Origin of the sequence: Nocardia sp. NPDC006044, assembly GCF_042871115.1 — a bacterium.
GTDB lineage: Bacteria > Actinomycetota > Actinomycetes > Mycobacteriales > Mycobacteriaceae > Nocardia.
Window position 1 is genome coordinate 1608981 of sequence record NZ_JBIAID010000001.1, and the last position, 26569, is coordinate 1635549.

At 69.0% G+C, this 26569-nt stretch carries 31 protein-coding genes; 16 read left to right on the forward strand and 15 right to left on the reverse strand.

What is annotated here, in order from left to right:
- The first annotated feature begins 8 nt into the window (after positions 1-8).
- Positions 9-749 carry an SDR family NAD(P)-dependent oxidoreductase gene (locus ACFYO1_RS07620; protein ID WP_387228154.1) on the forward strand — a complete coding sequence of 247 codons (741 nt, stop codon included), beginning with the start codon at positions 9-11 and terminating at the stop codon, positions 747-749.
- Between the two features lie 330 nt (positions 750-1079).
- Here the strand turns inward: ACFYO1_RS07620 and ACFYO1_RS07625 are convergent, their stop codons facing one another.
- Complete coding sequence (locus tag ACFYO1_RS07625) at positions 1080-1847, reverse strand: AraC family transcriptional regulator (protein WP_387228156.1); 768 nt, start codon at positions 1845-1847, stop codon at positions 1080-1082.
- A gap of 55 nt (positions 1848-1902) precedes the next feature.
- Here ACFYO1_RS07625 and ACFYO1_RS07630 point away from each other — a divergent pair, with 55 nt between their 5' ends.
- Positions 1903-2472 (forward strand): class I SAM-dependent methyltransferase, encoded by a 570-nt coding sequence (locus tag ACFYO1_RS07630; protein ID WP_387228157.1) that lies wholly within the window; start codon positions 1903-1905, stop codon positions 2470-2472.
- Positions 2473-2563: 91 nt separating this feature from the next.
- On the opposite strand, the gene ACFYO1_RS07635 is transcribed toward ACFYO1_RS07630, so the two are convergent.
- Complete coding sequence (locus tag ACFYO1_RS07635) at positions 2564-3121, reverse strand: hypothetical protein (RefSeq protein WP_387228159.1); 558 nt, start codon at positions 3119-3121, stop codon at positions 2564-2566.
- Positions 3121-4914, reverse strand: coding sequence for a DEAD/DEAH box helicase (locus ACFYO1_RS07640; protein ID WP_387228161.1), 1794 nt, complete (start codon positions 4912-4914; stop codon positions 3121-3123). Before ACFYO1_RS07640 ends, ACFYO1_RS07635 begins: the two co-directional genes overlap by 1 nt.
- A 118-nt stretch (positions 4915-5032) precedes the next feature.
- On the opposite strand from ACFYO1_RS07640, the gene ACFYO1_RS07645 reads away from it, so the two are divergent.
- Entirely contained in the window at positions 5033-5830 is a 798-nt protein-coding gene (locus tag ACFYO1_RS07645) for a TetR/AcrR family transcriptional regulator (RefSeq protein ID WP_387228162.1), read from the forward strand.
- A 48-nt stretch (positions 5831-5878) separates the two neighbouring features.
- Here ACFYO1_RS07645 and ACFYO1_RS07650 read toward each other — a convergent pair whose 3' ends face one another.
- Positions 5879-6073 carry a hypothetical protein gene (locus ACFYO1_RS07650; protein ID WP_150405918.1) on the reverse strand — a complete coding sequence of 65 codons (195 nt, stop codon included), beginning with the start codon at positions 6071-6073 and terminating at the stop codon, positions 5879-5881.
- Between the two features lie 272 nt (positions 6074-6345).
- Between ACFYO1_RS07650 and ACFYO1_RS07655 the strand changes: the two genes are divergently transcribed.
- Complete coding sequence (locus ACFYO1_RS07655; protein WP_191094247.1) at positions 6346-6705, forward strand: DUF952 domain-containing protein; 360 nt, start codon at positions 6346-6348, stop codon at positions 6703-6705.
- A gap of 1 nt (position 6706) precedes the next feature.
- On the opposite strand, the gene ACFYO1_RS07660 is transcribed toward ACFYO1_RS07655, so the two are convergent.
- Positions 6707-7354: a response regulator gene (locus ACFYO1_RS07660; protein WP_387228165.1), complete on the reverse strand. Its 648-nt coding sequence runs from the start codon at positions 7352-7354 to the stop codon at positions 6707-6709.
- Positions 7351-8544, reverse strand: coding sequence for a sensor histidine kinase (locus ACFYO1_RS07665; RefSeq protein WP_387228168.1), 1194 nt, complete (start codon positions 8542-8544; stop codon positions 7351-7353). The genes ACFYO1_RS07660 and ACFYO1_RS07665 overlap by 4 nt, the downstream gene beginning before the upstream one ends.
- 92 nt (positions 8545-8636) lie before the next feature.
- Between ACFYO1_RS07665 and ACFYO1_RS07670 the strand changes: the two genes are divergently transcribed.
- Positions 8637-9119, forward strand: coding sequence for a cation:proton antiporter regulatory subunit (locus ACFYO1_RS07670; protein WP_378715013.1), 483 nt, complete (start codon positions 8637-8639; stop codon positions 9117-9119).
- Positions 9120-9124: 5 nt separating this feature from the next.
- Positions 9125-10309, forward strand: a complete 1185-nt coding sequence (locus tag ACFYO1_RS07675; RefSeq protein WP_387228171.1) for a cation:proton antiporter — start codon at positions 9125-9127, stop codon at positions 10307-10309.
- On the opposite strand, the gene ACFYO1_RS07680 is transcribed toward ACFYO1_RS07675, so the two are convergent.
- Entirely contained in the window at positions 10299-11066 is a 768-nt protein-coding gene (locus ACFYO1_RS07680) for a rhomboid-like protein (RefSeq protein WP_387228173.1), read from the reverse strand. The genes ACFYO1_RS07675 and ACFYO1_RS07680 overlap by 11 nt on opposite strands.
- A 172-nt stretch (positions 11067-11238) precedes the next feature.
- Here ACFYO1_RS07680 and eat point away from each other — a divergent pair, with 172 nt between their 5' ends.
- The 3 genes from eat to eutC are packed head-to-tail and all read left to right on the forward strand — an operon-like array spanning position 11239 to position 14959.
- Positions 11239-12660: an ethanolamine permease gene (gene eat, locus ACFYO1_RS07685; RefSeq protein ID WP_387228175.1), complete on the forward strand. Its 1422-nt coding sequence runs from the start codon at positions 11239-11241 to the stop codon at positions 12658-12660.
- The gene (locus ACFYO1_RS07690; RefSeq protein ID WP_387228177.1) at positions 12657-14066 is read left to right on the forward strand and encodes an ethanolamine ammonia-lyase subunit EutB; all 1410 of its coding nucleotides are present in this window, start codon (positions 12657-12659) and stop codon (positions 14064-14066) included. Before eat ends, ACFYO1_RS07690 begins: the two co-directional genes overlap by 4 nt.
- A complete protein-coding gene (gene eutC / locus ACFYO1_RS07695) occupies positions 14066-14959 on the forward strand; it encodes an ethanolamine ammonia-lyase subunit EutC (protein WP_387228178.1) in 894 nt (297 codons plus the stop codon). Before ACFYO1_RS07690 ends, eutC begins: the two co-directional genes overlap by 1 nt.
- Positions 14960-14961: 2 nt before the next feature.
- On the opposite strand, the gene ACFYO1_RS07700 is transcribed toward eutC, so the two are convergent.
- The 3 genes from ACFYO1_RS07700 to ppgK form a co-directional block, all read right to left on the reverse strand.
- On the reverse strand, positions 14962-15189 hold the full coding sequence (locus tag ACFYO1_RS07700; protein WP_387228180.1) for a hypothetical protein: 228 nt from the start codon (positions 15187-15189) through the stop codon (positions 14962-14964).
- A gap of 208 nt (positions 15190-15397) precedes the next feature.
- Entirely contained in the window at positions 15398-16762 is a 1365-nt protein-coding gene (locus ACFYO1_RS07705; RefSeq protein ID WP_387228181.1) for an RNA polymerase sigma factor, read from the reverse strand.
- 284 nt (positions 16763-17046) lie between these two features.
- Entirely contained in the window at positions 17047-17805 is a 759-nt protein-coding gene (gene ppgK / locus ACFYO1_RS07710; protein WP_387228184.1) for a polyphosphate--glucose phosphotransferase, read from the reverse strand.
- A gap of 170 nt (positions 17806-17975) precedes the next feature.
- On the opposite strand from ppgK, the gene ACFYO1_RS07715 reads away from it, so the two are divergent.
- Positions 17976-18899: an inositol monophosphatase family protein gene (locus ACFYO1_RS07715; protein ID WP_387228187.1), complete on the forward strand. Its 924-nt coding sequence runs from the start codon at positions 17976-17978 to the stop codon at positions 18897-18899.
- Positions 18900-18965: 66 nt separating this feature from the next.
- Here the strand turns inward: ACFYO1_RS07715 and cei are convergent, their stop codons facing one another.
- A complete protein-coding gene (cei, locus tag ACFYO1_RS07720) occupies positions 18966-19643 on the reverse strand; it encodes an envelope integrity protein Cei (RefSeq protein ID WP_387228189.1) in 678 nt (225 codons plus the stop codon).
- 451 nt (positions 19644-20094) lie between these two features.
- Here cei and ACFYO1_RS07725 point away from each other — a divergent pair, with 451 nt between their 5' ends.
- On the forward strand, positions 20095-20397 hold the full coding sequence (locus ACFYO1_RS07725; RefSeq protein ID WP_107658115.1) for a DUF4193 domain-containing protein: 303 nt from the start codon (positions 20095-20097) through the stop codon (positions 20395-20397).
- Positions 20398-20412: 15 nt separating this feature from the next.
- Here the strand turns inward: ACFYO1_RS07725 and ACFYO1_RS07730 are convergent, their stop codons facing one another.
- Positions 20413-20898 (reverse strand): DUF3093 domain-containing protein, encoded by a 486-nt coding sequence (locus tag ACFYO1_RS07730; RefSeq protein ID WP_387231760.1) that lies wholly within the window; start codon positions 20896-20898, stop codon positions 20413-20415.
- Between the two features lie 198 nt (positions 20899-21096).
- On the opposite strand from ACFYO1_RS07730, the gene dut reads away from it, so the two are divergent.
- Positions 21097-21534, forward strand: coding sequence for a dUTP diphosphatase (dut, locus tag ACFYO1_RS07735; protein ID WP_387231762.1), 438 nt, complete (start codon positions 21097-21099; stop codon positions 21532-21534).
- A gap of 5 nt (positions 21535-21539) precedes the next feature.
- Positions 21540-22361 carry a DUF3710 domain-containing protein gene (locus ACFYO1_RS07740; protein WP_387231764.1) on the forward strand — a complete coding sequence of 274 codons (822 nt, stop codon included), beginning with the start codon at positions 21540-21542 and terminating at the stop codon, positions 22359-22361.
- Here the strand turns inward: ACFYO1_RS07740 and ACFYO1_RS07745 are convergent.
- Positions 22358-23065: an alpha/beta fold hydrolase gene (locus tag ACFYO1_RS07745; protein ID WP_387228191.1), complete on the reverse strand. Its 708-nt coding sequence runs from the start codon at positions 23063-23065 to the stop codon at positions 22358-22360. The genes ACFYO1_RS07740 and ACFYO1_RS07745 overlap by 4 nt on opposite strands.
- Before the next feature lie 128 nt (positions 23066-23193).
- On the opposite strand from ACFYO1_RS07745, the gene ACFYO1_RS07750 reads away from it, so the two are divergent.
- The 3 genes from ACFYO1_RS07750 to ACFYO1_RS07760 all read left to right on the forward strand — a co-directional run bounded on the left by ACFYO1_RS07750 (position 23194) and on the right by ACFYO1_RS07760 (position 25073).
- A complete protein-coding gene (locus tag ACFYO1_RS07750; protein WP_040736821.1) occupies positions 23194-23571 on the forward strand; it encodes an OB-fold nucleic acid binding domain-containing protein in 378 nt (125 codons plus the stop codon).
- A gap of 3 nt (positions 23572-23574) precedes the next feature.
- A complete protein-coding gene (locus ACFYO1_RS07755) occupies positions 23575-24285 on the forward strand; it encodes a DUF3159 domain-containing protein (protein WP_387228193.1) in 711 nt (236 codons plus the stop codon).
- Between the two features lie 164 nt (positions 24286-24449).
- Positions 24450-25073, forward strand: coding sequence for a sigma-70 family RNA polymerase sigma factor (locus tag ACFYO1_RS07760; RefSeq protein ID WP_387228195.1), 624 nt, complete (start codon positions 24450-24452; stop codon positions 25071-25073).
- A 33-nt stretch (positions 25074-25106) separates the two neighbouring features.
- Here ACFYO1_RS07760 and ACFYO1_RS07765 read toward each other — a convergent pair whose 3' ends face one another.
- Both ACFYO1_RS07765 and ACFYO1_RS07770 read right to left on the reverse strand, forming a co-directional pair.
- Positions 25107-25778 (reverse strand): TrkA family potassium uptake protein, encoded by a 672-nt coding sequence (locus ACFYO1_RS07765; protein WP_150405938.1) that lies wholly within the window; start codon positions 25776-25778, stop codon positions 25107-25109.
- A gap of 2 nt (positions 25779-25780) precedes the next feature.
- On the reverse strand, positions 25781-26446 hold the full coding sequence (locus ACFYO1_RS07770) for a potassium channel family protein (RefSeq protein ID WP_387228197.1): 666 nt from the start codon (positions 26444-26446) through the stop codon (positions 25781-25783).
- Between the last annotated feature and the right edge of the window lie 123 nt (positions 26447-26569).

Below are 26569 nucleotides of genomic sequence, written 5' to 3' on the forward strand. Positions count from 1 at the left end.
GAGGACCGATGTCGGATCTCACGGGCAAGGTGGCACTGGTGACCGGCGGCAGCCGCGGAATCGGGGCGGCGATCGCGCAGAAGCTGGCGGCCGACGGCGCGGACGTGGCGATCACCTATCAGAACGCCGAGGTCCAGGCGAAATTCGTGGTCGCGGAGATCGAATCGCGCGGCCGGCGGGCGGTGGCGATCCGGGCGGACAGTGCCGACGCCGGTGACGTGGTGCGTGCGGTGAATCAGGCCGCGGCCGACCTCGGCGGGCTGGACATCCTGGTCAACAACGCGGGCATCTTCCCGGCCAAGCCGTTCGAGGAGTTCACCCTCGACGAGATCGACCGCGCGCTGAACATCCACGCGCGGGCCGCGTTCGTCGGCGCGCAGGCCGCGGTGGCGCACATGACCGGCGGCGGCCGGATCGTCAGTATCGGCAGCAACCTGTCCGAGAAGGCCTCCTTCGCCGGACTCTCGCTCTATAACCTGAGCAAGTCGGCGCTGAACGGGTTCACCAAGGCGCTGGCCCGCGAACTCGGCCCCCGCGGCATCACGGTGAACCTGCTCCAGCCCGGTTCCACCGTGACCGACATGAACCCGCTCGACGGCGGCCACTACGACCTGCAAGTCGGCCTCAACGCCCTCGGCCGCTTCGCCGAGCCCGAGGACATGGCCGCCATGGTCGCCTTCCTCGCCGGCGAGACCGGCCGCAACATCACCGGCTCGATCCTCACCGTCGACGGCGGCACCAACGCCTAGTCGGCTTGTCCGCGAGGGCAATTCGGTGCACACCTGGGCGGTGCGGCCATGAGGGAACTTCGCTGCGCTCGCCCGAATCGCGCGCTGGGGCGTCCGCTGCATGGCGTCTCGGGTGCGCCTGCGGTGGAGTCTGATCCGGCCGGCGGTCCGGCGACGCGGCGGCGGCGACCGCGCGGCGCTCATGTTCGGCCTGCGCACCGAGGCCCGAATACCCCGGCGCGCCAACTCGTTCCGGTCGCCGATGCCCGGCTCGATCCTCGCCGTCGACCGCGGCACCAACGCCACAAAGTGGGTGTGGATCCCGGGTGTGAGGGTGCGGGTCGCTTCCGGTCAGCCGGTGAAGTACTTGCCGGGGGAGACGCCTACTGCGCGGCGGAAGGCGGCGACGTAGGCGCTGGGGGTGGCGTAGCCGACTCGGCCGGCGATGCGGGCGATGGGGAGGCCGGCGGCCAGTAGGGGGAGGGAAGCGGCGAGGCGGATCTGGGTTCGCCACTGGCCGAACGTGATTCCGGTTTCGGTGAGGAACAGGCGGGCCAGGGTGCGGGGACTGGTGGCGACGGCGGTGGCGAATTCGGTGAGGGTGCGGGGGTCGGCGGGGTCGGTGGTGAGGGTGTCGGCGACCTGTGCGGCGCGCGGGTCGGTGGGGGTGTGGGCGCCGATGGGGATCACCTCGACCGGTTCGACCAGGTCGAAAACGACGGCTTCGGCGCGTTTTCGGCGGTCGGAGGAGGTGCCGGGGGCGCCGAGGTGGTCGAAGAGTTCGTGCATCAGGCGGGTGACGCGGAGGATCGTCGGTGCGGTGAAGGCGACGGGACAGCGCTCGGGGTCGACGTAGATGCCGCGCATCTCGGCGCCCTCCGCGCTGCCGGTGCGGTGCGGGATGCCGCCGGGGATCCAGAGGGCGCGGGTGGGCGGGAGCACCCAGCGGTTGTCGCCCACCTCGACCGCGATGACTCCCCTTGCGGCCCAGGCGATCTGGTGCAGTGGATGCTCGTGCAGATCGAACCAGTAGCCGGCGGGCAGCACCCCGGCACCGAGCACCATCGCGGTGGAGCCGGGCGGGTCGGGCTGGACGGACGGATGGCCGTTTCGCGACACAATATGTCACCGTAGCTCGTCGCGGTCATCGCCGTCTGCTCATAGCGTCGAGGGCATGGCGATGAACATCTTCCACCGATTCTGCTGCCGCTCGGCGATGTGGGAACGCACCAGCGCGACGAAAATCGTGCCGTGGGCGTTGTCCGGCCTCGACCTCGGCGGCTCCGCGCTCGAGATCGGTCCGGGTTACGGCGCGAACGTGCGCGCACTGCTCGACCGCGCGACCACCCTCACCGGCGTCGAGATCGACCCCGACCTCGCCGCCCGGTTACGTACCCGGCACGGATCGGCGATGACGGTGGTAGAGGGCGACGGCACCGATATGCCTTTCCCGGTAAAGGAATTCGACTCGGTCGTGTGTTTCACCATGCTGCATCACGTGCCCTCGCCCGCCGCGCAGGACGCGCTGTTCGCCGAAGCGCTGCGCGTCCTGCGTCCCGGCGGCGTGTTCGCCGGCAGCGACGGTCTCGACAGCCGCATTTTCCGGTTGATGCACGTCGGGGACACCTGCGTCCCCGTGCCACCGGAGGACGCGGTCGATCGGCTCACCCGCGTCGGCTTCACCGACGCCGAAATCGAAACCGGCGCAACCAGTTTCCGCTTCCGCGCCCGTCGTCCCGAGTGACCTACGAGACCCGCGGAGTCGCTGAGGGCGTGTGGCATCCGTGAAAGTAGGCCGGGTCGACAGGACTCGGCTGGGACATGGCGTCCTGAGATCAGGCGGTTGTCAGGTCGCCGAAGTAGCGGGCGGGGTCGTAGGTGTTGATCGGCACCCACCGCTGCTCCGCCACGAATGCCGGCGAATCATCCTGGGCCGCTTGGAAAAATCCCTGAATCTCCAGCGCGAGCCGCGGATTCTCGTCCACCCGGGAGGCTATGTCGTAGAAGGTGGCCAGCACATGCAGGCACCGCGCCGTGCGCGCCTTGCACGAGCAGTCCGTGCCCGCCAGCACCGGCGCGATCGAGTGCCCGGCCGCGAGCACTGCGGCGTGCATCTCGTCGGTGAGCACAGAGGTATCCGGAACGATCTCGTCGATCGCGGTGATCGCGGCGCGGGTCAGCGGCGCCACCTCCAGATGGATCACCGACGCCTCGCTGCCGCGATGGATGGTGGCGCGCACGATCCGCCCGTCGATCGTGGCCTGCACCCCGTGGTTGCGCGCGATCGAACGCGCGCGGGGGAGCAGCGGCTCGGGCCGCGTCTGGCGCAGTGGTTCGGCGAGCCGGACCCAGTCCTTGCCCCACCTGGTGTACCCGAAATCGTTGTCCGGCATCAGTTCGCCCTCCCATCGTCCGACCGCCACCCCGTGCCGAATTGCTGCGCGCCGCCGCTTCTTCGGCGGCGCAGGATCTCGACGAGCTGATCGTCATCGAGGCGAGCCAGGGCGGCGATGCCCGCCGAGTCACCGAGATCCGCGAGCGCCGACTTGCGATCGTGCATGCGAGCGATGTGCTCCTCGACGGACGTGGTCGAGGTGAGCGTGGTGACGGTGACCGTGCGGGTCTGGCCGATCCGGTGGGCCCGGTCCGAGGCCTGCGCCTCGACCGCCGGATTCCACCAGCGATCGAAGTGGATGACATCCGCGGCGCGGGTCAGCGTGAGTCCGGTGCCCGCGGCACGCAGGCTGAGGATCAGCACGGGCGGCCCGTCCTCGGCCTGGAAGCCGGAGACGATGGCCGCGCGCTCGGACTGGTTCAATCCGCCGTGGAAGAACGGCGCAGTCACCCCGAACTGCTCGGCGAGGTGCCGGACCAGCAGCTCACCGGTCTGCCGATACTGGGTGAAAATCAGTGTCGGGGCATTCATTTCGAGGTTGTTGGCCAGGATGTCGGTGCACAGGTCCAGCTTGCCGGAGCGTCCGGCGAGCTCAGTGAGCTCACCGGTGACCAATCCGGGGTGGTTGCAGACCTGTTTGAGCGCGGTCAGCGCCGCGAGCACCCGGCTCTGGCGATCGATGCCGGTGCCGAACCCGTCATCGATGGCGCGATCGAGCAGCTTGTCGTAGAGCTCCTCCTGCTCGCCGGTGAGGTCGCACAGCAGGTCGGCGTGGATCTTCGCCGGTAGTGACGCCGCGACCTGCGCCTTCTTGCGCACCAGGACAACGGGTTCGATGGCGTCTTGCAGCCGCGCCGCCGCGGCCGCCGACCCCTCCTGGATCGGCCGGACGAACCGCCGCCGGAACTGCGTCTTGTGCCCGAACAGCCTAGGTGTCACCAGATTCAGCAGCGCCCACAGCTCGTCGAGATGGTTCTCCACCGGCGTACCGGTCAGCGCGACGCGCACCTCGGCGTCGAGCGCCCGCGCGGCCTTGGCCAGCTGGGTGCCCGGGTTCTTCAGCGCCTGTGCCTCGTCGAAAACCGCCGTCGCCCACCGCCGCCCGTCCAGCTGCTGCCGGTGGATGCGCACCGTGGGATACCCGGCGACCACGACCGTCCCGGCCCCGGCGTCGATTTCGCCCCCGCGCCACACCGCTACCCGCAGTCCGGGCGCGAACCGATCGATCTCGTGCGCCCAGTTGCCGACCAACGACGTCGGGCACACGACGAGTTGCGGACCGGCGGCGGCCCGCCCGAGCAGAAATCCGATGGTCTGCACCGTCTTTCCGAGGCCCATCTCGTCGGCCAGTACGGCCCCTCCGTGCGCCGCGACGGTTTCCCGCAGCCAACTGACCCCGCGTACCTGATACGGCCGCAGATCGGCTTTCAGGCCCGACCGCAATTCCGTTGCCGCCGCCTGGGTCTCGGCCAGCACCCGGATAGCGCGTTCGGCGGACACGATCGAAGTGCCTGCCGCGTTGGGCACCGCATGTGCCGCGATCGGCAGTTCGTCCGCCGGAATACCGGATTCCGCATGCAGCGCCGCACGCAACAGGCGGACCGAGGGCCCAGCGTCGGGCAGGTCGAGCGCCGCGAACGCCTCCGGATCGATCAACGCGCAGTCGACCGGGACGACCTCGATCGCCCCGTCGAGACCGGTGGGCACGGCGAGGGGGAGGGTCTCCCGATCGCCGAGCGCGGCGGGGGCGGGACCGGTGTTCTCCTCGGTCCATGTCCACAGCGCGAACATGTGACGGTCGGGCAGATAGGTGGCCTGTGTGCTGGGCAGAGCGAACCCCTTTATCGGCGTAAGGTGTACGAAGTATCTGAATAACGTACAAAGTACCGAGTTTGTTCCGAGGAGCCCCTTGCTCGACGAATCCGTCGCTGATCAGGCCAAACAGTTGGTGAGCCTGCTGTGGCGGCACGAACTCCCGCCGCGGCCGGGCGCCCGCGGGCCGAAGCCTGCGGTCAGTGTGGACGCGGTGGTCGACGCGGCGGTGGCGCTCGCGGATCGGGACGGATACGCGAAGGTGTCCATCCGGGCGGTCGCCGCCGAGCTGGGCTTGCGTCCGATGAGCCTCTACACCTATGTGCCCAGCAAGGACGCGCTGACCGTGCTGATGGTGGACGCGGTGGCCGACGAGGACGCGCCGATCCCGGCGGACCTGCCGGTGCGCGAGCGGATGGCCGGCATTGCCCGCCAGGCGCGCGCCGAGCTGATCGCTCACCCGTGGCTGCTGGAAGTCTCGCCGTGGCGCCAGGTGATCGGTCCCGGCCGGATGCGGCGCTACGAACGGCAGCTCGCCGCACTCGACGGGATCGGCCTGCCGGATGTCGAGCTGGATCGGGTGATCGCGGTGTTGTCCGAATTCGCCACGGGCAACGCGCGTGTCGCGGTCGGCGCGCGGCGGGACGCGCTGGTGATGACCGACAAGCAGTGGTGGGAGGTGCACGGCCCACTGCTCGCCCAAGCCATGCCGGTCAGTCTGTTTCCGCTGTCGTCGCGGGTCGGGCAGGCGGTCGGCGAGCTGTATCAGGCCCCCGCGGACCCGGACGGCGCGTTCGCCTACGGCCTGGACCGCCTGCTGGACGGGATCCTGGGCGACCGCGAAACCCCTGAACACACCGGCAGCGGGCGATCCGAGGATCGCCCGCTGCGGTAAACGGTTTTCTGTTGTCGGATGCTGTTATCTCAGGACGCGAGGAGTTGGTCAGATAGCGGGAGCGGATTCCGTGTCGATCACGGCTTCCAGCTCACGCAGTCGATCCATGTGTTCGTTCGCGTGGTGCTGGCAGAAGAGCAACTCGCCACCTGCGGGCAGAACGGCGCGCACTCGTGCTGCCGCCCCGCAGCGGTCGCAACGATCGACCGCGGTCAGTGGGGTGCTAGTCAGGGTTCCTGGCATGACTCCTCCGTCCTGGCTCCCGGTTCACAGACCGTTCGCCTGGTGTGGGGCCCGTGGTCACTCCGCGGGCTCGCTACCGCTACTTCCCAGCAGTGGTATGACTACTCTGTCAGACGTTCGGGACGGGGGCTTTGTTCCCGTGAGTGATTCAGTGTGTTTTCGATAACACGACCAGGGATTTCGCTACTGGCGAACATTCCAGGTCACGCTTCGAACTCCGTTTGGTCACCACCTCGAACAGGCCGATCCAGTTGTCTACCGGGAGATTACCCGTGACCCACGACACTCACACGCTTGTTCACATATGCACTTTGGGCGAGTGGCTTTCCGCCCGGCAAACGGGCGAGTATCGCGCGTCGTCGCTCGACGAGGTGGGATTCATCCACCTGTCCTCCCCGCAGCAGGCCCATCTGCCCGCCAACCGGCTGTTCTCCGGGCGGCGTGACCTGGTGTTGCTCCGGCTCGACCCGGCCCGGCTCGGCGCGCCGGTGAAGTGGGAACCGGGCGTGCCGACCGACCCGGAATCGATGCTGTTCCCGCATCTGTACGGCCCGCTGCCCACCGGCGCGGTGATCGCGGTCGAGGAGTTCCAGCCCGGTCCGGACGGCGTGTTCGCCCCGCTCGCCAAGTGAGTCAGCGGTCGCGGACCTCGCGCGCGACGATGGCGGCCTGAACCCGCGACCGCACACCGAGTTTCGTCAGCACCCGGGACACGTGCGTCTTCACCGTCGTCTCGCCGATGAACAGGCGCCCGGCGATCTGCGCGTTGGACAGTCCGTCGCCGAGGCAGTCGAGCACCTCGCGTTCACGCTCGGTGAGATCGGCGAACCCGTTCGGTTCCGGTTCGGCCGCATCGGTATTCGTCGCGGCGAACGCGGTGATCACCGCCCTGGTCACCTCCGGGGCGAGCACGCCGTCCCCGGCGGCCACCTTGCGGACGGCGTCGATCAGCGCCTGCCCCGACGCGGACTTCAGCACGAATCCCGACGCGCCGGCGCGCAAGGTCCGGAAGACGTACTCGTCCAGATCGAAGGTCGTCAGGATCAGCACCTTGGCCAGCTCGTCGGCGGTGATCCGCTCGGTCGCGGTGATCCCGTCCACGCCGGGCATGCGCACGTCCATCAGTACCACATGCGGCCGCAGCGCCTTGGCCTGCGCGACCGCGACATCGCCGTCGGCCGCCTCGCCGACCACCTCGAGGTCGTCCTCGGCGTCGAGGATCATCCGCAGGCCGGCCCGGATGGCGGCGTGATCGTCGGCGATCAGGACCCGGATCGTCATGCCGGGCTCGCGGTGAGCGGCAGCCGGGCGAGCACTTCCCAGCGGCCGGAATCCGGTCCGGCGGTGAAGTTTCCGCCGAGCGCGGCGGTGCGCTCGCGCATGTTGATCAGGCCGCGGTGCGGCTCGCCGTTCTCGGTGCGGCGCAGTGCGGCCGGCGCCATCGGGTTGCGCACCAGCACCCGCAGTTGCTCGTCCCGCGTGCCCACCTCGATGTCGACCTGTTGTCCGGGTGCGTGTTTCATGGCGTTGGTCAATGCCTCCTGAACGATGCGGTACGCGGCCTGATCGACCGCGCTGGGAAGGTCGGCGCCGTCGAGGTTCTCACGCACCCGCACGCTGATCCCGGCCGCGCGGGCGGCCTCGACCAGGATGGGCAGCTGGGCCAGGCGGCGCGGCGCCGCCACCTCGTCCACCGGGTCGCCGTCGCTGCGCAGCAGTCCGATCATGGTGCGCATCTCCTGCAACGCGCTGACGCTGTTGGTCCGGATCGACCGCATGATCCCGGTGACCCCCGGATCGGCGTCCGTGCGGGCCAGCACGCCCAGTGCCGCCTCGGACTGGATGGCGATGGCCGAGAGGTGCCCGGCGATCACGTCGTGCAGGTCGCGCGCCATGGTGGTGCGCTCGTCGGCGATGGCCGCGCGCCGGTCTAGCGCGGCGACCAGGGTGAGGGCCTGGGCGCGGGCGCGTTCGGCGCCGGCGATCTCCTTGTGCGTGCGCACCGAGTTGGCCCACCACAGCGGTGTCGCGATGAACGCGAACACCACGACGAGGGCGATCGAGACCGCGCGCAGGTCTCCGGTGCGGACCAGGGTCAGCACCACGATCAGCCCCGAGAACACCGACCAGACCACCATCGTGATCCGCGAGGCCCGTCGCGCCGAATACAGCACGGCGGCGTAGATCAGGTCGCCGTAGAGGATCCACACCGGCACCGACGGGCCGAGGCGCATATCGATCAGCAGCGGTGCGAGCCCGAGGACCATGGCCACCACCGGCATTCGGCGACGCAGCATCGTCAGCAGGCACAGCGGGGCGAACACCAGCAGCCGCGTCGGCATCGGCACGTCCGTCCCGCGATCGATCAGCGCGTACAGATTCGCCGCGTAGAGCCCGGTGCCCGCGGCGAAGGACAGCGACGCGCCCAGCGCGTCGCGCGCCGTCCCGGGAAGCTCCGACCATTGCCGCACCACTCCATCTCAGCACAGCCCTGACCAGGCGCCATCCGCCGAAGTGATGACCGCGCGGCGGAGTGAATCGGACATCGGTCTAATCTGAACGGGTGAATGTCGACGTGACAGCCCTACCCGGGATCGGAGTCCGCAAAGACTTCGAGGTGCGCTCCGGCCGCCGGATCGGTGTGGTCGCGCATCGCGACGGCGACATCGACCTCATCGTCTCCAAGACCGACGATCCCGACGCCTGCGCCGCGCAGATCCCGCTGAGCACCGACGAGGCCGCCGTGCTCGCCAACCTGCTCGGCGCGCCGCAGCTGGTCGCGAAGCTGAACGACGAACACAGTGACCTTCCCGGCATCACCACCCGGCAGTTGCCGATCGCCGACGAATCCCCTTACGAGGGACGCACACTCGGCGAGACCGCGATGCGCACCCGCACCAAGGTGTCGATCGTCGCGGTGATGCGGGCCGGCCAGCTGCACCCCTCGCCCGGCCCCGATTTCACCTTCACCTCAGGCGATGTGCTCGTCGTCGTCGGTACCCCGGACGGCCTGGACGCCGCCGCCAAGATTCTCACGCACGGCTGAAACCGATGACTGGAACCGCGCTCGCCCTGGTCGAGCTCGGAGCGATTCTGTTTGTCCTCGGCACCTTCGGGCGCGTGGCTGGTCGCTTCGGCATGTCTCCCATTCCGCTCTACCTGATCGGCGGCCTCGCCTTCGGCCAGGGCGGCTTCATCTCGCTCAGCGCCGCCAACGAATTCGGCCATATCGCCGGCGAAATCGGTGTGGTGCTGCTGTTGCTGCTGCTCGGCCTGGAGTACACCGCGCCGGAACTGATGACCGGCCTGCGCCGGTCCTGGGCGGCCGGTCTGATCGACATCGTGGCGAACGCGACGCCCGGTGTGATCGTGGCGCTGATCCTCGGCTGGGGCACGGTCGGCGCGGTCACCATGGGCGGCGTCACCTATATCTCGTCCTCGGGCATCGTCGCGAAGGTGCTCAACGACCTCGGGCGGCTCGGTAACCGCGAGACCCCGGTGATCCTGTCGATCCTGGTGTTCGAGGATCTGGCGATGGCGGTCTATCTGCCGATCCTCACCACGATCCTGGCCGGTCTGAGCTTCGCCAGCGGCGCGAAATCGCTGGCCGTCGCGCTCACCGCGATCACGGTCGTGCTGGTGGTCGCGCTGCGCTACGGCCGATACGTCTCGGCCATCGTGGACAGCTCGGACAACGAGGTGTTCCTGCTGAAGCTGCTCGGCGCGGCGCTACTGGTGGCCGGCGTCGCCTCGGCGCTGAACGTGTCCGCAGCGGTCGGGGCGTTCCTGCTCGGCATCGCCATCTCCGGCTCCACCGCGCACGAGGCCGCGAAACTGCTGGAACCGCTGCGCGATCTGTTCGCGGCGATCTTCTTCGTCGCCTTCGGGCTCACCACCGACCCGCGGGCCATCCCGCCGGTGCTCGGCTGGGCGATCGCGCTGGCCGTGATCACCATGCTGACCAAGCTCGGCACCGGCTGGTGGGCGGCGAGCAGGCAGGGTATCCGGCCGATGGGCCGGGCCAGGGCGGGGGCGGCGCTGGTCGCGCGCGGCGAATTCTCCATTGTCATCGCGGGATTGGCGGTGACCATGGGCGGCGTCGACAAGCAGCTCGCGGCACTGGCCTCGGCCTACGTGCTGCTGATGGCGATCCTCGGCCCGATCGCGGCGCGCGTGGTCGAGCCGGTGGTCGGGGTGGTGCAGCGCCGGTTGAAGCCGGCCGGCGTCACTTCGTGAGCGTCACCGCGGGTTCGGGTTTGGCCGCGGTCTTCTTCTCCACCCAGCGGCCGACCACGGTCGCGAGCCCGCCGACGGCGAGGCCGATCAGGCACGCGCACAGGTGGCCGTAGTCGGTGAACGTCGGCCCGATCCACAGCGCCGCGACCAAGGTCAGGATGAGCGTGCCCGCCCACAGCAGCCGGACCAGTCCGCGGAACCGGAAGGTCAGCGCGGCGAGCACCGCCGAAAAGCCGTAGCTGGTGCCGACATCCGCGGCGACCGCCACCACGCGGGGGATGACGCCGCGGTCGATCGCGTGCGAGATGCCGGTGACGGTGAGCAGGGTGGCGCCGATGTGCCCGGTCGCGAACAGGATGATCCAGCGGGTGGTGCCCAGCCAGCGTTCCGCGTAGGCCATCACGATCAGGAAGCCGGCGATGGTGGTCCACGGGAAGCCGCCGTCGGTCCAGAACGCCGAGGCGACCAGTACCTGCACCGGATTGTGCCGCATGTTGTAGAGGTTGGTCGACGCGGAGAAGATCAGCCTGCGTTCGACCGAGTCGCCGACCCCGCGCAGCGTCCACCAGGTGACGAACACGGTGAACGCGTAGGCCGTGCTGGCCGGCGCCGCGCCCAGGTGCTCCCGGATCGCGGGCAGCACCCGCTGCGCCAACCCGGGACGGCGCAGCCAGTCCCATGCGACACGCGCTTCGGTGCGGAGATCGATGGTCTGCGTCCAGGGTGACCGAAACCGGACCGGGGCGGAGGCAATCACCGACCAAGTGTGCCGTGTCCGGCTGAGAGTGAACCCGCGACCCGCCTGTGTGTGCGCTGTGTCACCGGCGGCGGCACCGCGTCCGTAACGTCGTTTCACACCCGGGCAACAAACGCTCCCAAGAATTGGTCCACCGACCAAACGGTATGTGGACGAGGAGTGCGTAGCGCCTATGACGATCGAGGATGTGCAGGTGACCGGTGCCGCCGGGACGGACTATCTGGCCAAGCGGACGTTGCGCTCGGGCTCGGCGGGCTGGGTGCTGCTGGCCGGGCTCGGCGTCAGCTATGTGATCTCCGGTGATTACGCGGGCTGGAACAGCGGCATCGCGCAGGGCGGTTTCGGTGGCCTGCTCATCGCGACCGTGCTGATCGCGGGCATGTACCTGGCAATGGTCCTCGGCATGGCGGAGTTGTCGGCGGCCCTGCCTGCGGCGGGCGGCGGGTACACCTTCGCCCGGCGCGCGCTCGGTACGTGGGGCGGATTCGCCACGGGCACAGCGGTATTGCTCGAATACGCGATCGCGCCCGCGGCCATCGCGACGTTCATCGGCGGGTATGCCGAATCGCTGAATCTGTTCGGGATCACCGACGGCTGGTGGGTGTATCTGGCGGTGTACGCGGTGTTCATCGGGGTGCATCTGACCGGGGCGGGGGAGGCGCTCAAGGCCATGTTCGTGATCACCGCGATCGCGCTGGTCGGGCTGCTGGTGTTCGCGGTGTCCGCGTGGGGTCTGTTCGAGACCGGCAACCTGACCGATATCCCAGCGGACCCGAATGCCGTTGGCAGTTCCTCGTTCCTGCCGTTCGGCGTGTTCGGGATCTGGGCGGCGGTGCCGTTCGCCATCTGGTTCTTCCTGGCCGTCGAGGGCGTGCCGCTGGCCGCGGAGGAGGCGCGGGAACCGGAGAAGAACGTGCCCAAGGGGATCATCAGCGCGATGCTCGTGCTGATCGTCACCGGTGCGGCCGTGCTCTTTCTCGCCACCGGAGCGCTTGGCGCGCAGGCCATTTCGACCTCGGGCAATCCACTGGTCGAGGCGCTCGGCGACGGTGGTGCGGCGAAACTGGTCAACTACATCGGCCTGGCCGGTTTGGTCGCCAGCTTCTTCTCCATCGTGTACGCCTACTCCCGGCAGACCTTCGCGCTCTCCCGGGCCGGCTATCTGCCGACGAGCCTGTCGGTGACCAACGCGCGCAAGGCGCCGGTGCTCGCGCTGATCGTGCCCGGCCTTATCGGCTTCGCGCTGTCACTGACCGGCAAGGGCGCGATGCTGTTGAACATGGCCGTATTCGGTGCGGCGCTCAGCTATGTGCTGATGATGGTCAGTCACATCGTGCTTCGAGTCCGCGAGCCGAACATGCCCCGTCCGTACCGCACGCCCGGTGGCATCGCGACCACCGCCTTCGCGCTCGTGATCGCTTGTGCCGCAGTGATTGCCACGTTCCTGGTCGATCCGGCCGCGGCGACCTGGACGCTCGTCGCGTTCTGTGCGTTCATGGCGTACTTCGGGCTGTACAGCAGGCATCGGCTGGTTGCCGACTCGCCGGACGAGGAATTCGCCATGCTGGCCAAGGCCGAGGAGGAGCTGGAATGACCTGCTACACACAGCAACTCGGCGGAGTCACCTACCAGTTCGACCGACTGGTCGAATTGCTCGCCAAGGCGACCCCGCTGCGCAGCGGCGACGAACTGGCGGGCTGCGCGGCGAGTTCGGATGCCGAGCGGGCCGCCGCCCAGTGGGCGCTGGCGGAGGTGCCGCTGGCCCGGTTTCTGGACGAGCCGGTGGTTCCGTACGAGACCGACGAGGTCACCCGGCTGATCATCGATACCCACGATCGGGTTGCGTTCCAGCCGATTTCGCATCTGACCGTCGGCGGCCTGCGGGACTGGCTGCTCGCCGTCGCGGCCGGCGCCGGTGCCGCGGCCGTCCTGCGCGCGGTGTCGCCGGGCCTCACCCCGGAGATGGTGGCCGCGGTCAGCAAAATCATGCGCAATCAGGATCTGATCGCGGTCGCCAGGGCCGCCGTGGTCACCGCCGGCTTCCGCACCACCGTCGGCCTGCCCGGCACCCTGGCCACCCGGTTGCAGCCGAACCATCCCACCGACGACCCGCGCGGGATCGCCGCCGCCACGCTCGACGGGCTGCTGCTCGGCTGCGGCGACGCCGTGATCGGGATCAACCCGGCGACCGATTCGCCGCAGGCCACCGCCGACCTGCTGAGCCTGCTGGACGAGGTGCGGGTCCGCTTCGGCATTCCCACCCAATCGTGTGTGCTCTCGCACGTGACCACGACCATCGGGCTGATCGAGGCGGGCGCGCCGGTCGATCTGGTGTTCCAGTCGGTTGCGGGCACCGAGGGCGCGAATGCCGGCTTCGGCGTGAATATTTCGTTGCTGCGCGAGGGCAACGAGGCAGGCCGGTCGTTGCACCGCGGCACCGTCGGCGACAACGTGATGTACCTGGAAACGGGGCAGGGTTCGGCGTTGTCGGCGGGTGCGCATTTCGGCACCGGCGGCAAGCCGGTCGATCAGCAGACCCTGGAGGCCCGCGCCTACGCGGTCGCGCGGGATCTGGACCCGCTGCTGGTCAACACGGTCGTCGGCTTCATCGGGCCGGAGTACCTCTACGACGGCAAGCAGATCATCCGGGCCGGACTGGAAGACCATTTCTGCGGCAAGCTGCTCGGGCTGCCGATGGGCGTCGACGTCTGCTACACCAATCACGCCGAGGCCGACCAGGACGATATGGATACGTTGCTGACGTTGTTGGGCGCGGCGGGGTGCGCGTTCGTCATCGCCGTACCCGGCGCCGACGACGTGATGCTCGGCTATCAGAGCCTGAGTTTTCACGACGCGTTGTACGCGCGGCGCGTCCTGAACCTGCGTCCCGCACCGGAATTCGAGTCCTGGCTGTCCGGGTTGGGCATGATCGACGCGGCGGGCCGGGTGCTGCCGGTGGAGCCGCTGGCGTCGCCGCTGCGCGCATTGGCGGGTGCCTGATGAAGCGCACCGGCACCAAGCTGGAAGTGGTTGCGGCGCTGGATGAATCGGGCACCGAAACCGATGCGATCCGGCCGGACGGCAGTGGCCGAGCCGAAAGCGCTGCGGCACATCAGTTCTGGCAGGACCTACGGCGTAGCACCCAGTCGAGGATCGGCCTGGGCCGCACCGGCGACGCACTGCCCACCCGGCGGGTATTGGAATTCCGGGCGGCGCACTCGGCGGCGCGCGACGCGGTACATCTGCCATTGGATGTGCCCGCGCTGCAGGAGCGGATCGCCGCGCTCGGCCTCGGCGATCCCGTCCACGTGCGCAGCCGGGCCACCGACCGCGCCGAATATCTTCGCCGCCCCGACCTCGGCCGCCTGCCCGCCGAATCTTCCGGCCCCGCAACCGACTCCGATTTGCCCGAGGTGCCGCACAGTGCCGCCGAGATCGGATTCGTCCTGGCCGACGGTTTGTCACCGCGCGCCCTCACCGACCACGGCCCCGCCACGCTGGCCGCCCTGATCGCGGAACTCGCACCGCGCTATTCACTCGCCGCCCCGGTGATCGCCACCCAGGCCCGGGTCGCCCTAGGCGACCACATCGCCGCCGCGATGGGCGTGGCAACGGTCGTCGTGCTGATCGGCGAACGTCCCGGCCTGTCGGTGGCCGACAGCCTCGGCATCTACCTGACCCATTTGCCCCACCCAGGTCGCACGGACGCCGATCGGAACTGCATCTCCAACATTCACCCGCCGGAAGGCCTCGGCTACCGGCAGGCGGCAAAGGTGGTCGCGGGCTTGGTCTCCGGTGCCCGCGTCCTCGGCCGCTCGGGCGTCGACCTCAAGGACACCTCACGCACCGACGCGCTCGGCCCCGGCGAGATCGTCCCGATCAGCGGTCGCTGACCTCACGCTCCGTGGCTACGCGAAGCTTTCATCGCGGCGTCGGCGCGGGCGGCGGCGCTTTTCGCGCGGGCGGCGGCCTGCTTGACCAGCTTCTCTTCGGAGTCGGTGACCTCGGTCTGGGTGACCGTGGGGGTCGGTGCGGGCACGGCCTGGGCCCGGACGACGAAACCGACCACGGCCAGCACGGCGAAGATCGCGACGGCGATGAACAGGGAACGCAGAACACGCACTTTGTCCTCCAGGAATGATCAGGGTGGAGCCGGACCAAGCGAGAGAAACGAGACGGTGTAGCACCGCCACCATAGCGGTCGCCACGGCGTCTACCTCGCCGGACCCCGCCGAAGCCGACCCCGCGCGCGTGTCCGGAAACGACAAGGCCCGCATCCGCCGGACCGCTGAAAACATCAGCGGCGCAACGAATGCGGGCCTCGAAAGGACCTAGTCCAGGTAGTCGCGCAGCACCTGGGAGCGGCTGGGGTGACGCAGCTTGCTCATGGTCTTGGACTCGATCTGCCGGATGCGCTCGCGGGTGACCCCGTACACCTGGCCGATCTCGTCGAGCGTGCGCGGCTGGCCGTCGGTGAGGCCGAAGCGCAGCCGGACCACGCCCGCCTCGCGCTCGGACAGCGTCTCCAGCACCGACTGCAGCTGATCCTGCAGCAGGGTGAAGCTCACCGCGTCCACGGCGACCACGGCTTCGGAGTCCTCGATGAAGTCACCGAGCTGGCTGTCGCCCTCGTCGCCGATGGTCTGGTCCAGCGAGATGGGCTCACGCGCGTACTGCTGGATCTCCAGCACCTTCTCCGGCGTGATGTCCATTTCCTTGGCGAGCTCCTCCGGGGTGGGCTCGCGGCCCAGGTCCTGGAGCAGTTCGCGCTGGATGCGGCCGAGCTTGTTGATGACCTCGACCATGTGCACCGGGATACGGATGGTGCGGGCCTGGTCGGCCATGGCGCGGGTGATCGCCTGCCGGATCCACCAGGTGGCGTACGTGGAGAACTTGTAGCCCTTGGTGTAGTCGAACTTCTCGACGGCGCGGATCAGACCCAGGTTGCCCTCCTGGATCAGATCGAGGAATGCCATGCCGCGGCCGGTGTAGCGCTTGGCCAGCGAGACCACCAGGCGCAGGTTGGCTTCCAGCAGATGGTTCTTGGCGCGGTTGCCATCGCGGACGATCCAGGTGTAATCGCGGCGCATCGCGACCGGCAGCTTCTCGCCCTGCTCGGTGAACTCGCGCACCTTCTCCGCCGCGTAGAGGCCGGCCTCGATCCGCTTGGCGAGTTCGACCTCCTCTTCGGCGTTGAGCAGCGCGACCTTGCCGATCTGCTTGAGGTAGGCACGCACCGAGTCGGCCGACGCGGTGAGCTCCGCGTCCTTGCGAGCCTGCCGTAGCGCCTCGGATTCCTCTTCGTCCCAGACGAAGTCGCCGGAGGCCTTGTCGGCGGCGGAGGGCTCGACCTCCTCCTCGGCGGCCTCGGCGACCTCCTCGACGACCAGGTCCTCGGCGTCTTCGGTCAGGTCGTCCTCGGAGACCTCGAGATCGCCGAGATCGGCGACGTCGAGCGAATCGTCGTCGCCCGCGTCATCGGGGCCGGGCTCGCCGTCGGCTCCCACCTTCTTGGTGGCTGCCTTCTTGGCGGGCGCCTTGGCGCCGGCCTTCTTCGCAGGCGCCTTCTTGGCTGCGGCCTTCTTCGCCGGAGCCTTCTTCGCGGCAGCCGCCTTACGGACCGGCCGTGCTTCGTTTACATCTGCGGAATCGGCCTCGGCCGAATCGGCGGTCTGACGGGTATTCGTGGCTACCACGTACGCCCTTTCGTGACGGTCTCGTGCGGCGTCACGCCAGAGTGGTCTTCCGGCGGAGCGGTCTGTCGGGTTTCACCGGCGGAAGGCCGGTCGGGTTTCACCGGCTCAACACCGGGCACGTTCCATTGTAACGATCTAACCAGGGTACCTATGGCCACCATGCATGAGGCGGCGCTTCGCGAGTTCAGCGTGTGCCGCATGATCGGACCGGTGAAGCGTTGATCGGCTGTATCCACCCACGTTATACCGTCTGACGGCGGCACGCCGGGGGTTATCGGACATGATCACGGCGCGATGCCCGCGTCGATCGCCATGGCCGCGCCGACGATGCCCGCGGTATTGCGCAGATGCGCCGGGATCACCTGGGTTCGGTTGGTGAGCAACGGGATCCACTGGTCGGCGTCGCGGCTGATGCCGCCGCCGGCGACGAACACCTTCGGCCAGAACAGGTTTTCCAGTCCGATCAGCACTGTGCTCACCTCGGCGGCCCACTGCTCGAAGGTCAGCCCGTCGCGGTCCTTGATCGAGGCGGCCGCGCGATGCTCGGTCTCCATACCGCCGACCTCGAGGTGCCCGAGTTCGCTGTTGGGCACCAGCGTGCCGTGGTACAGCAGGGCCGAGCCGATGCCGGTGCCGAAGGTCAGCAACAGCACCAGGCCGGCGAAATCCTTTGCCGCGCCGTAGCGATCCTCGGCCAGGCCCGCCGCGTCCGCGTCGTTGAGCACGGTCACCTCGCGCCCGTCGAGGGTGTCCGAGAACAGCTTCCTGGCGTCCGTGCCGACCCAGGCCTTATCGATATTGGCCGCGGTGCGCGCGACCCCGTCCAGGATGACCGACGGCAGGGTGATGCCGACCGGGCCGTCCCAATCGGCCTGCGCGACCAGCTTTGCCACCGCGTCGGCGACCGCCTGCGGGGTCGACGGCTGCGGTGTCGCGATCTTGATTCGGTCGTGGACCAGCTCACCGGTCGCCAGATCCACCGCGCCACCCTTGACGCCGCTGCCGCCGATATCGATGCCGAATGCGTGCCCCCGAGCGGACATGACTGAGCCCTCGTTCCTGTGCTGGCCGGTGTGGAGCACAACACCGACGCACAAGGCTGCACCCCGGCCGTGATCGGCGCTGCGGTGGTGTGCCCGACGACGGCGTTGTGTCGTGCACGACAAGAGTAATGCGCGATCGATGCTGCGCGTTCCCGAGGATCTGTGATGCGATGGGGAGCGTGCCGGAAACCTCATCGCCCGTGTCCGACTACACCTCCGAGATCATCGTCGCCCGCGGCGACGAGGCCGAACTGCGCAGAGTCGCCGTCGACCTCGCCGAAACCGCCGCGGCGCACGTCCGTGCCCGCCGTCCCGAGGTCTTCGGTCAGGCCGGCGGCCCCGCCGAGGGTGCGGTGCAGGCCAAGGCCCACCCGACCGACCCGGTGACCATCGTGGACACCGAGACCGAGGAGCTGATCCGCGGCCTGCTCGCCGAGCAGCGCCCCGGCGACCCGATCCTCGGCGAGGAGGGCGGCGGCAGCCTCGCCGACTCCGCCGCCGACGTCGTGCACTGGGTAGTAGACCCAATCGACGGCACGGTGAATTTCCTGTATGGGATCCCCGGTTACGCGGTCTCGGTGGCCGCGATGCGCGGCGGCCGCCCGGTGGCCGGCGCGGTGGTGGATGTCGCCCGCCGGGCCACCTACAGCGCCGGGCTCGGGCTCGGCGCGATCCGGGTGGACGCCGAGGGCGCGGTGGAGCACCTGCGCTGCACACCCGCCGACGCCGTCTCGATGTCGTTGGTGGCCACCGGTTTTGCCTACGGCCGCCACCGGCGGGCCCGGCAGGCGCAGCTGATCGCGGAGATCCTGCCGCAGGTGCGCGACATTCGCCGCTTCGGCGCGGCCGCGCTCGACCTGTGCCACGTCGCGGCGGGCCGGGTGGACGCCTACTTCGAGCACGGCCTCAACGCGTGGGACTGGGGCGCGGGCGCGTTGATCGCGGCCGAGGCGGGCGCCCTGCTCACGCTGCCGCCCGCCACCGCGCCGGGCGAGGCCGGCGATCTGGTGATCGCCGCGGCCCCCGGCATCGCGGAGGAGTTGTTCGCGCTGCTGGATCGAGTCGGTGCGACGGAGCCCATCCCGGACCGCTAGGCGGTCCGCTGAACGTGAAAAAGCCCGATCGGTGCGACCGACACCGATCGGGCTTTCTTTTTCCGGCTAACAGCGAGCTTGCCTGGCCGCCTCGAGCAGCTTGATGTCGATCGAGGTGCTGTTGCCGGGCGCCGGGTTCTTCAGCGAGCGCAGCACCTCCTCGGCGTCGTTGCTCGGGCGGATGTCGCGGAACAGCGATCCGAGCACCATGTCGACCGTCTCGTCGGCCCGCTGATCCTCGATCAGCTCGGCGCACGGGACGACCAGCTGCACCGACGCGGCGGCTGGTCGGCCGTTCACGCCGAACCGGATCTGCCCGGTGCACTCCAGATCGCCGTTCACGTACACCGAATCGTTGCCGTATTGCGTTCCCGGCGCGCTGGCAAACCCGAGGTCACCGAACTGCGCCGCGACGTGCGCGGCCTGGCCGCGCTGGTTGTTCGCGTTGAGCACGCGGACTCTGCTGGCCGCCAGCGGCGCGGGCTCCACGTCCTGCAGCCGGCTCGCGCCGACCCGCTGCCCGAGTGTTGCCGCTGGTTGAGCGCCCGGCTCGGTGGCGGGGCTCGGCGAGTTGCAGGCCATCGCGCTGGAGTCGTGCTCGGTCGTCGTCAACGCCTTGACCCACACAATCGTGCAGATCAGCGTGACGATGCCGAGCATGATCAGCCAGGGCTGCGGGCGCCGTCGGAGGAAGGGCCTGCCCTGGGAATCCACGGGGCGGCCTTCGGTGATCAGTGAAACCACCAGCACACTCTACGAAAAGGTGGCGCTAATGGGGGACGGCAGGCCGACGAAGTCGGCCGGGGGTGGGTGAACTCAGGGGAAGGCAGGCCGTCTCGGCGGCGATCAGGTCGCGGAAGGTCTCGGGGAGTTCGAGGGACGGTGTCGATTACCCGTCAGTTTCGAATCGTCTGTGTTTTGATTGCGACTTTTGTGCTGGGGTCCGCTATTGTCTGGCGGCCCAGATCGAATCGCCGGTGGCGAAATTGGTGGTCGGTCGCGGGAACAAGTAGGGCATGTCCTGCGTTTACCGAGCGCTATCCGGAGTGGATCAGCCCGATCCGACCTGATGGGTGAGCGGTGTACGTGTGACGTGCACCACCGGCGGGGCGGTGCGCGTCACGGCGGTTCCAGCAGGAATCGGTGTGAGCAATCCGGTCCGGGATATATGTAGTAAGGACGAGGGGAAGACGACATGGCAACCGACTATGACGCACCGAGGCGCACCGAAACCGACGATGTGTCGGAAGATTCGCTGGAGGAGCTGAAGGCTCGTCGTAACGAGGCACAGTCCGCCGTCGTGGATATCGACGAATCCGATACCGCGGAGTCGTTCGAGCTTCCCGGCGCGGACCTGTCCGAGGAAGTGCTGAGCGTTCGGGTGATCCCGAAGCAGGCCGACGAGTTCACCTGTTCCAGCTGCTTCCTCGTGCACCACCGCAGCAGGCTGGCCAGCGAGAAGGGCGGTCAGCTGATCTGCATGGACTGCGCGGCTTGAGTTAGCTCGAGGTGATCAGCCCGCGCTGGGCAGCCCCAGCGCGGCTAGGACCCGTTCCGGTCGACGCGTACTGACCAACCAGTACGGCGTCGGATCGTCCGGGTCGTCGAGCACGAGGAGCACCATCGGCCCGATCCACGGCCGGTGCTGTACATAGGCGGCGGGGTCGAGCTGACGACCCAGCGCCGCACTCTTCGCCGTGCGGGCGACGACGGCCGCACGGGCGACGAAATTCACCGGCAGGTGGGCGCGGTCGGCGCGGAGTTCGGGCGTGCCCGACGAGTCCGCCGTGACCTCGACGCGGTGGCGGCTCAGCCACAGCAGCACCCACACCGGTATCGGGAACAGCAGCACATACGGCAGCCAGGCGCGCAATCCCGGTGCGCCCATATGGATTTCGGCGGCCAGCAACCCGGTGATGGCGAACGCCACCGGCCACCACCACAGCGGCACCCACAGGCGCTCGCGGTACGGCGGCAGGCTCTGCTGGTTCTCGTCCATCTTCACGGGGTTGGGCTGGTCCGACACGACTCAACACTAATTCACGGCAGCGACTGGTCAACGCGTAGGCTCGACCAACGTGAGGGAGCGAACCTTGGACACAGCACCTGCGGTTACGGCGGAGCCGAGCGTCAGCGAGGCGGACTCGTGACCGCCCTTTCACCGATACCTCTGCTGCGGCTGGATCCCGGCATCCCCATGCCCGCGCGCGCCCATCACGGCGACGCCGGCGTGGATCTGTGCACCACCGAAGACGTCATCCTGGAACCGGGGGAGCGGGTGCTCGTCGGCACCGGTGTCGCCGTGGCGCTACCGGTCGGCACGGTCGGGCTCATCCATCCGCGCTCGGGCCTGGCCGCGAAAACCGGGCTGTCCGTGGTGAATACCCCCGGCACGGTCGACGCCGGCTACCGCGGCGAGATCAAGGTGTGCCTGATCAACCACGACCTGCGCACGCCGATCGAGCTGCGCCGCGGTGACCGGATCGCGCAGCTGCTGGTGCAACGGGTGGAACTGGTCGACTTCGTCGAGGTCGACACCCTCGACGAGACCGCGCGCGGTGCGGGCGGTTACGGGTCGAGCGGCGGTCACGCGAGCCTGGCCGAGGCCGGCCGGGCTGCCGCCAAGGAGGTGTGATGGGAATTTTCGGTAGGAAGAGATCCGTCGAGGACGACCGGTATCCGGACGACGACTACGACGAGGTCGACGAGTACGACGAAGACGATTACGACACCGACGAACACCCGATCGTCGTGGGCGATTACCGCGACGCCGGGGCGGGCAAGTCGGGTCCGTACGACTTCGCCGACGTATCCGAGCTGCTCGAGCAGGTCACCGATCAGCGGCTCGACCTCGGTTCGGTGATCCTGCCGGTGCCGCAGGGCGGTCAGTTGCAGGTCGAGATGACCCCCGACGGCACCCCGCAGGCGGTGCACCTGGCCACCGAGCACGGCAGACTCACCGTCGCCGCCTACGCGGCGCCGAAGTCGGCCGGTCAATGGCGCACGGTGGCCGCGGATCTCGCCGATTCGCTGCGCAACGACGGCGCGCGGGTCGCGGTGGAAACCGGCCCGTGGGGTCGCGAGCTGCTGGCCATCACCGAGGGCGCGGATCTGCGTTTCATCGGGGTCGACGGACCGCGCTGGATGGTGCGGCTGGTCGCGGCGGGCCCGTCGGGCGCGTCGAATGATGGCAGCCCGCTGGTCGCGGCGGCCCGGGCGATCTTGCGCGAGACCGTGATCCGGCGCGGCGACGATCCGTTGCCGGTGCGTGAGCCGCTACCCGTGGTGCTGCCGCAGGAACTGGCCGAACAGCTGGCCGCGGCGCACCAGGCACAGGCCCAGGCACAGCAACAGCAGGCGGCCGCGCAGGCGGCGGCCCCGCAGGCCGTGCCGCCGCGGATGCCGGAGGGGCCGCGGCGCGGCGCCGACGGTTCCGCCATGCAGCAGCTGGGCCTGAACTAACCGAGCGCGGCGAATCCCGCGTGTCCGAGGATCGCCGGATCCGCGCCGAGTTCGGCGAGGGTGATCCGGCGGATCGCGGACTGCGGGATCAGCGCCGCCCATTCCTCGGCGATCGCGAACGGGTGCACCGGATCGTCGACCGCCGTCACCACGACCGCCGGCACGTCCAGGGTGCCGAGCTGTTCGGTGCCCGGCCACTTGTAGTCCGCCGCTTCCTCCAGCGCCGCAGGCAGATTCGGCCACTGTGACCGCCACGACCGGGTGAGCGCGTCGGCCAGCCAGCGCGGGCTGCTCGCCCGCATCCGCTCGAGCACCGCGTCCAACCCGTCGGCCCGCAACTGGGCCGCGGTCACCGACGCGCTCAACGCGGCGGGGCAGGCAGTGGTGTCCGGCCCGGTCCACCCGGGCAGTGCGGCGATCACGCCGAGTGCCGATTCCGGACGCTCGGCCGCCCACTCGATCGCGACCGCCGCGCCCAGCGAGATTCCCGCCACAACAATCGGTCCCGCCGCGGCCGCCGCGTCGAGCGCGGCCCGATAACTCGCGACCACCCCCTGCGGATCCGGCTGCACCGGCACTACGTCGAGACCGCGCGCCCGGCAAGCGGGTTCGAACGCGCGACGAGCGAAATCCGCGTCGGATCCGGTTCCCGGCAGCGCCACCACGACGTGGGCGGCCGACACGGAGTGTGGGGAGTCGAACACCGGTCCGAGCGTAGCGGGGGTGTCCTGGTGCATCTACAGTGGCGGGTGTACGTCCACCGCCGGTCGTGCTGAGAATCCACGATGGTGTGCGATCCACACTGTCTGCTCTATGCAGGAGAGCGTGCGAAATGTCATCCGCTGCCTCAGGGTATTTTCGACGTCTGGGCCGCAGACTGACCGAGGATCTCGACCAGTTGGACGCCGAGGAGCTTGCCGAGAAATCGGAGGCGTCCGGAGCGTGCCGTGCGTCGGAGTGTCGCCGCGGCGACGAGGCCACGATGCTCGGTAAGCTGCGCAGTGTCGAAGCGTGTTCGAAGTCCGCGGGCGCTACCGTGCAGGCGGAATTCTTCGACGGAACCGATGCCATCACCCTGGTATGGATCGGCCGTCGGCGCATCCCCGGTATCGAACCGGGACGGCGTATCTTGGTTCGCGGCCGCGTCGGAGATCGAGACGGCCGCAAGGTGATCTACAACCCCTACTACGAACTGCGCGGGAACAGCTGACGTATGCCATCGAGCAACGACAACGCCCCCACGGGCGAACAGACCCCCTCGACCGAACGGCTCGAGCCCGCCGAGGCTCTCGACCCTGACGAGGAAGCGGCCGAGCAGACGTTGCTCGAGCAGCTGGGCGGTTTCAGCGGCCTGATCTATTCGACCGTTCCGGTTGTCGTCTTCGTCCCCGTGAACAGCTTCGCCGGGCTCACCGCGGCGATCTGGGCCGCGCTCGGCGTGGCCGCACTCATCCTGATCTGGCGCCTGATCCGGCGCAGCCCCGTCCAGCCGGCCATCTCCGGTTTCCTCGGTGTCGGCATCTGCGCGTTCATCGCCTACCGGATGGGCGAGGCCAAGGGCTTCTTCCTGTTCGGCATCTACACCAGCCTGGTCTACGCGGGCGTGTTCCTGATCTCGATGCTGGTGCGCTGGCCCCTGGTCGGCGTCATCTGGGGCGTACTGAACGGGCACGGCACCGACTGGCGCAGTGACCGGCGCGTGCAGCGCCTGTACTACCTCGCGACCTCCACCTGGGTGCTCGTCTTCGGCGCCCGCTACCTGGTGCAGTCCCAGCTCTACGACACCGACCGCACCGGCTGGCTCGCGTTCACCCGCATCGCCATGGGCTGGCCGCTGACCGCGGTCGCGCTGGCCGTCACCGTGTGGGCCGTGCGGCGCGCGGGGCATCTGCCCACCAAGACCGCGGTGGCCGAGCCCGCGTAAAGCGTTAACTCCGCGGGTCCCGGCGGCGAAAACCCCGGGGGTGGGTTAACTTCCACCGCGGAGGTGGGGGGTTACCCACCCTGGGGTGCCTGGAGGGAAGCCCGAGTTCATCAGACGATCGTTGCGTAAGGAAAACAGCGCACGATCGTAGGAAGGACTCGGACGTGGCTACCGAGCACAACACCGCAGCATTGTCGAAGAACCACAATCCGGCCCTGTCGGAGAGCCGCCGGGTGGCCGCCGAACTGGACAGGTTGATCGGCCCCGCGGCCGCGGGCGACCGCAACGCCATCACCGAGATCGTCCGCATCGTGCATCCGCTGGTCCGCCGGTATTGCGGTGCGCGCCTTGGTAATACCGCGCACCTGCAGGTCACCGCGGACGACGTGGTGCAGGAGATCCTGATCGCCACGGTCAACGCCATCCCGCGCTACCGCGATCAGGGCAAGTCATTCCTCGCCTTCGTCTACGGCATCGCCGCGAACAAGGTCGCCGACGCGTTTCGCCGCTCCCAGCAGCACCCGGCCTACCCGATGGCGGAGATGCCGGACACCGCGTCCACCGAGGCGGGCCCGGAGGAGTGGGCGCTCGCGCTCGAACGCCGCGCGGCCACCAAGGAACTCATGAAGATCCTCGCCCCCGCCCACCGCGAGGTGCTGGTCATGCGCATCGTGCTCGGCTGGTCGGCGGCGCAGACCGCCGAGGCGATCGGCACCAGCCCCGGCGTGGTCCGGGTGATGCAGCATCGCGCGCTGAACAAGCTGCGCGCGGAACTGAAGGCCGCCTAGGTCCGACCGCCGCGCATCAGCCCTGTCGGGGAGTCAAGGCTTGATGCCATGGTTGGCCAGTTCGACCCGGAGGTCCTCCTCGGCCTCCACCGAGGTCACGAACAGCAGCTCGTCGTCGCCCTCGAACGGATCATCCGGTTGCGGCACGATCACCCGGCCGCCGCGCAGAATCGTCACCAGGGCGGCGTCGCGCGGCAGGGTGAGGGTGCGCACCGGCTTGCCGGCCAGCCCGGTGTCGCCGGGCAGGGTGATCTCGACGAGATTGGCCTGACCCTGCCGCAGCGTCATCAGACGCACCAGATCGCCGACCGTGACCGCCTCCTCGACGAGCGAGGCGAGCAGGCGCGGGGTGGACACCGCGACGTCCACACCCCAGGACGAGTCGAACAGCCACTCGTTGCGCGGATCGTTCACCCGCGCCACGACTCGCCGCACGCCGAACTCGGTCTTGGCGAGCAGGCTGTGCACCAGATTGGCTTTGTCGTCGCCGGTGGCCGCGATGACCACCTCGTAGGTTTCCAGTCCGGCGTCCTCGAGCAACGCGAGCTCGCAGGCGTCGGCGTGCACCCAGACCGCGTCCGGGATCGCCTCCGGCTCGATGTGATCGAGCTGGCGTTCCAGCAGCATGACGTTGTGTCCGCCGCGCAGCAACTCCCTGGCGATGGATCGGCCGACAGCGCCGGCCCCGGCGATGGCCACTTTCATGTTCAGTCCTCGCTCACGGGTGGCTTGCCTGCCAATGCGATGGCCTCACCCACGGAACCGGAGGTGGCGGCGACATAGACGACGTCGTCGGCTTGCACGATGGTCTTGCTGTCCGGCAGCAGGCCCTGGCCGAAGCGGATGATGAACGCGACCCGCACGTTCACCTCGCGCTCCAGATCGCGCACGGTCCGGCCATACCAGTCCTCGTGCAGCGTCAGCTGCGTCACAGCAACCGTGCCGGTGGGGTCGCGCCAGGTGGTGGTGCTGTTGTCGCCGATCAGCGCGCGCAGGAACCGGTCGGTGGTCCAGGGCACCGTGGCGATGGTCGGGATGCCGAGCCGCTCGTAGACCGCGGCGCGCTTCGCGTCGTAGATCCGCGCGACCACGCGCTCGACGCCGAACATCTCCCTGGCCACCCGCGCGGAGATGATGTTGGAGTTGTCCCCGGAGGACACCGCGGCGAACGCGTCGGCCCGCTCGATTCCGGCGCGTACCAGCACATCTCGGTCGAAGCCGACGCCGGTCACGCGCTCACCGGTGAAGTCCTGGCCCAGGCGCAGGAAGGCGGCCGGGTCCCGGTCGATCACGGTGACCTCGTGGCCGACCCGGACCAGGGCACGGGCCAGCGCCGAGCCGACGCGCCCACAACCCATGATCACTACGTACACCCGTGCACCCTCGTTCCTGGAACCAAGCGTTCGGTCTGCTAATTGTCCGATCGAACGGTACCCGCCGAATCATTCCATCGGCCACGTTCCCCCTCCGCCGGGTGGCCAAACCTGCTAGCCGCC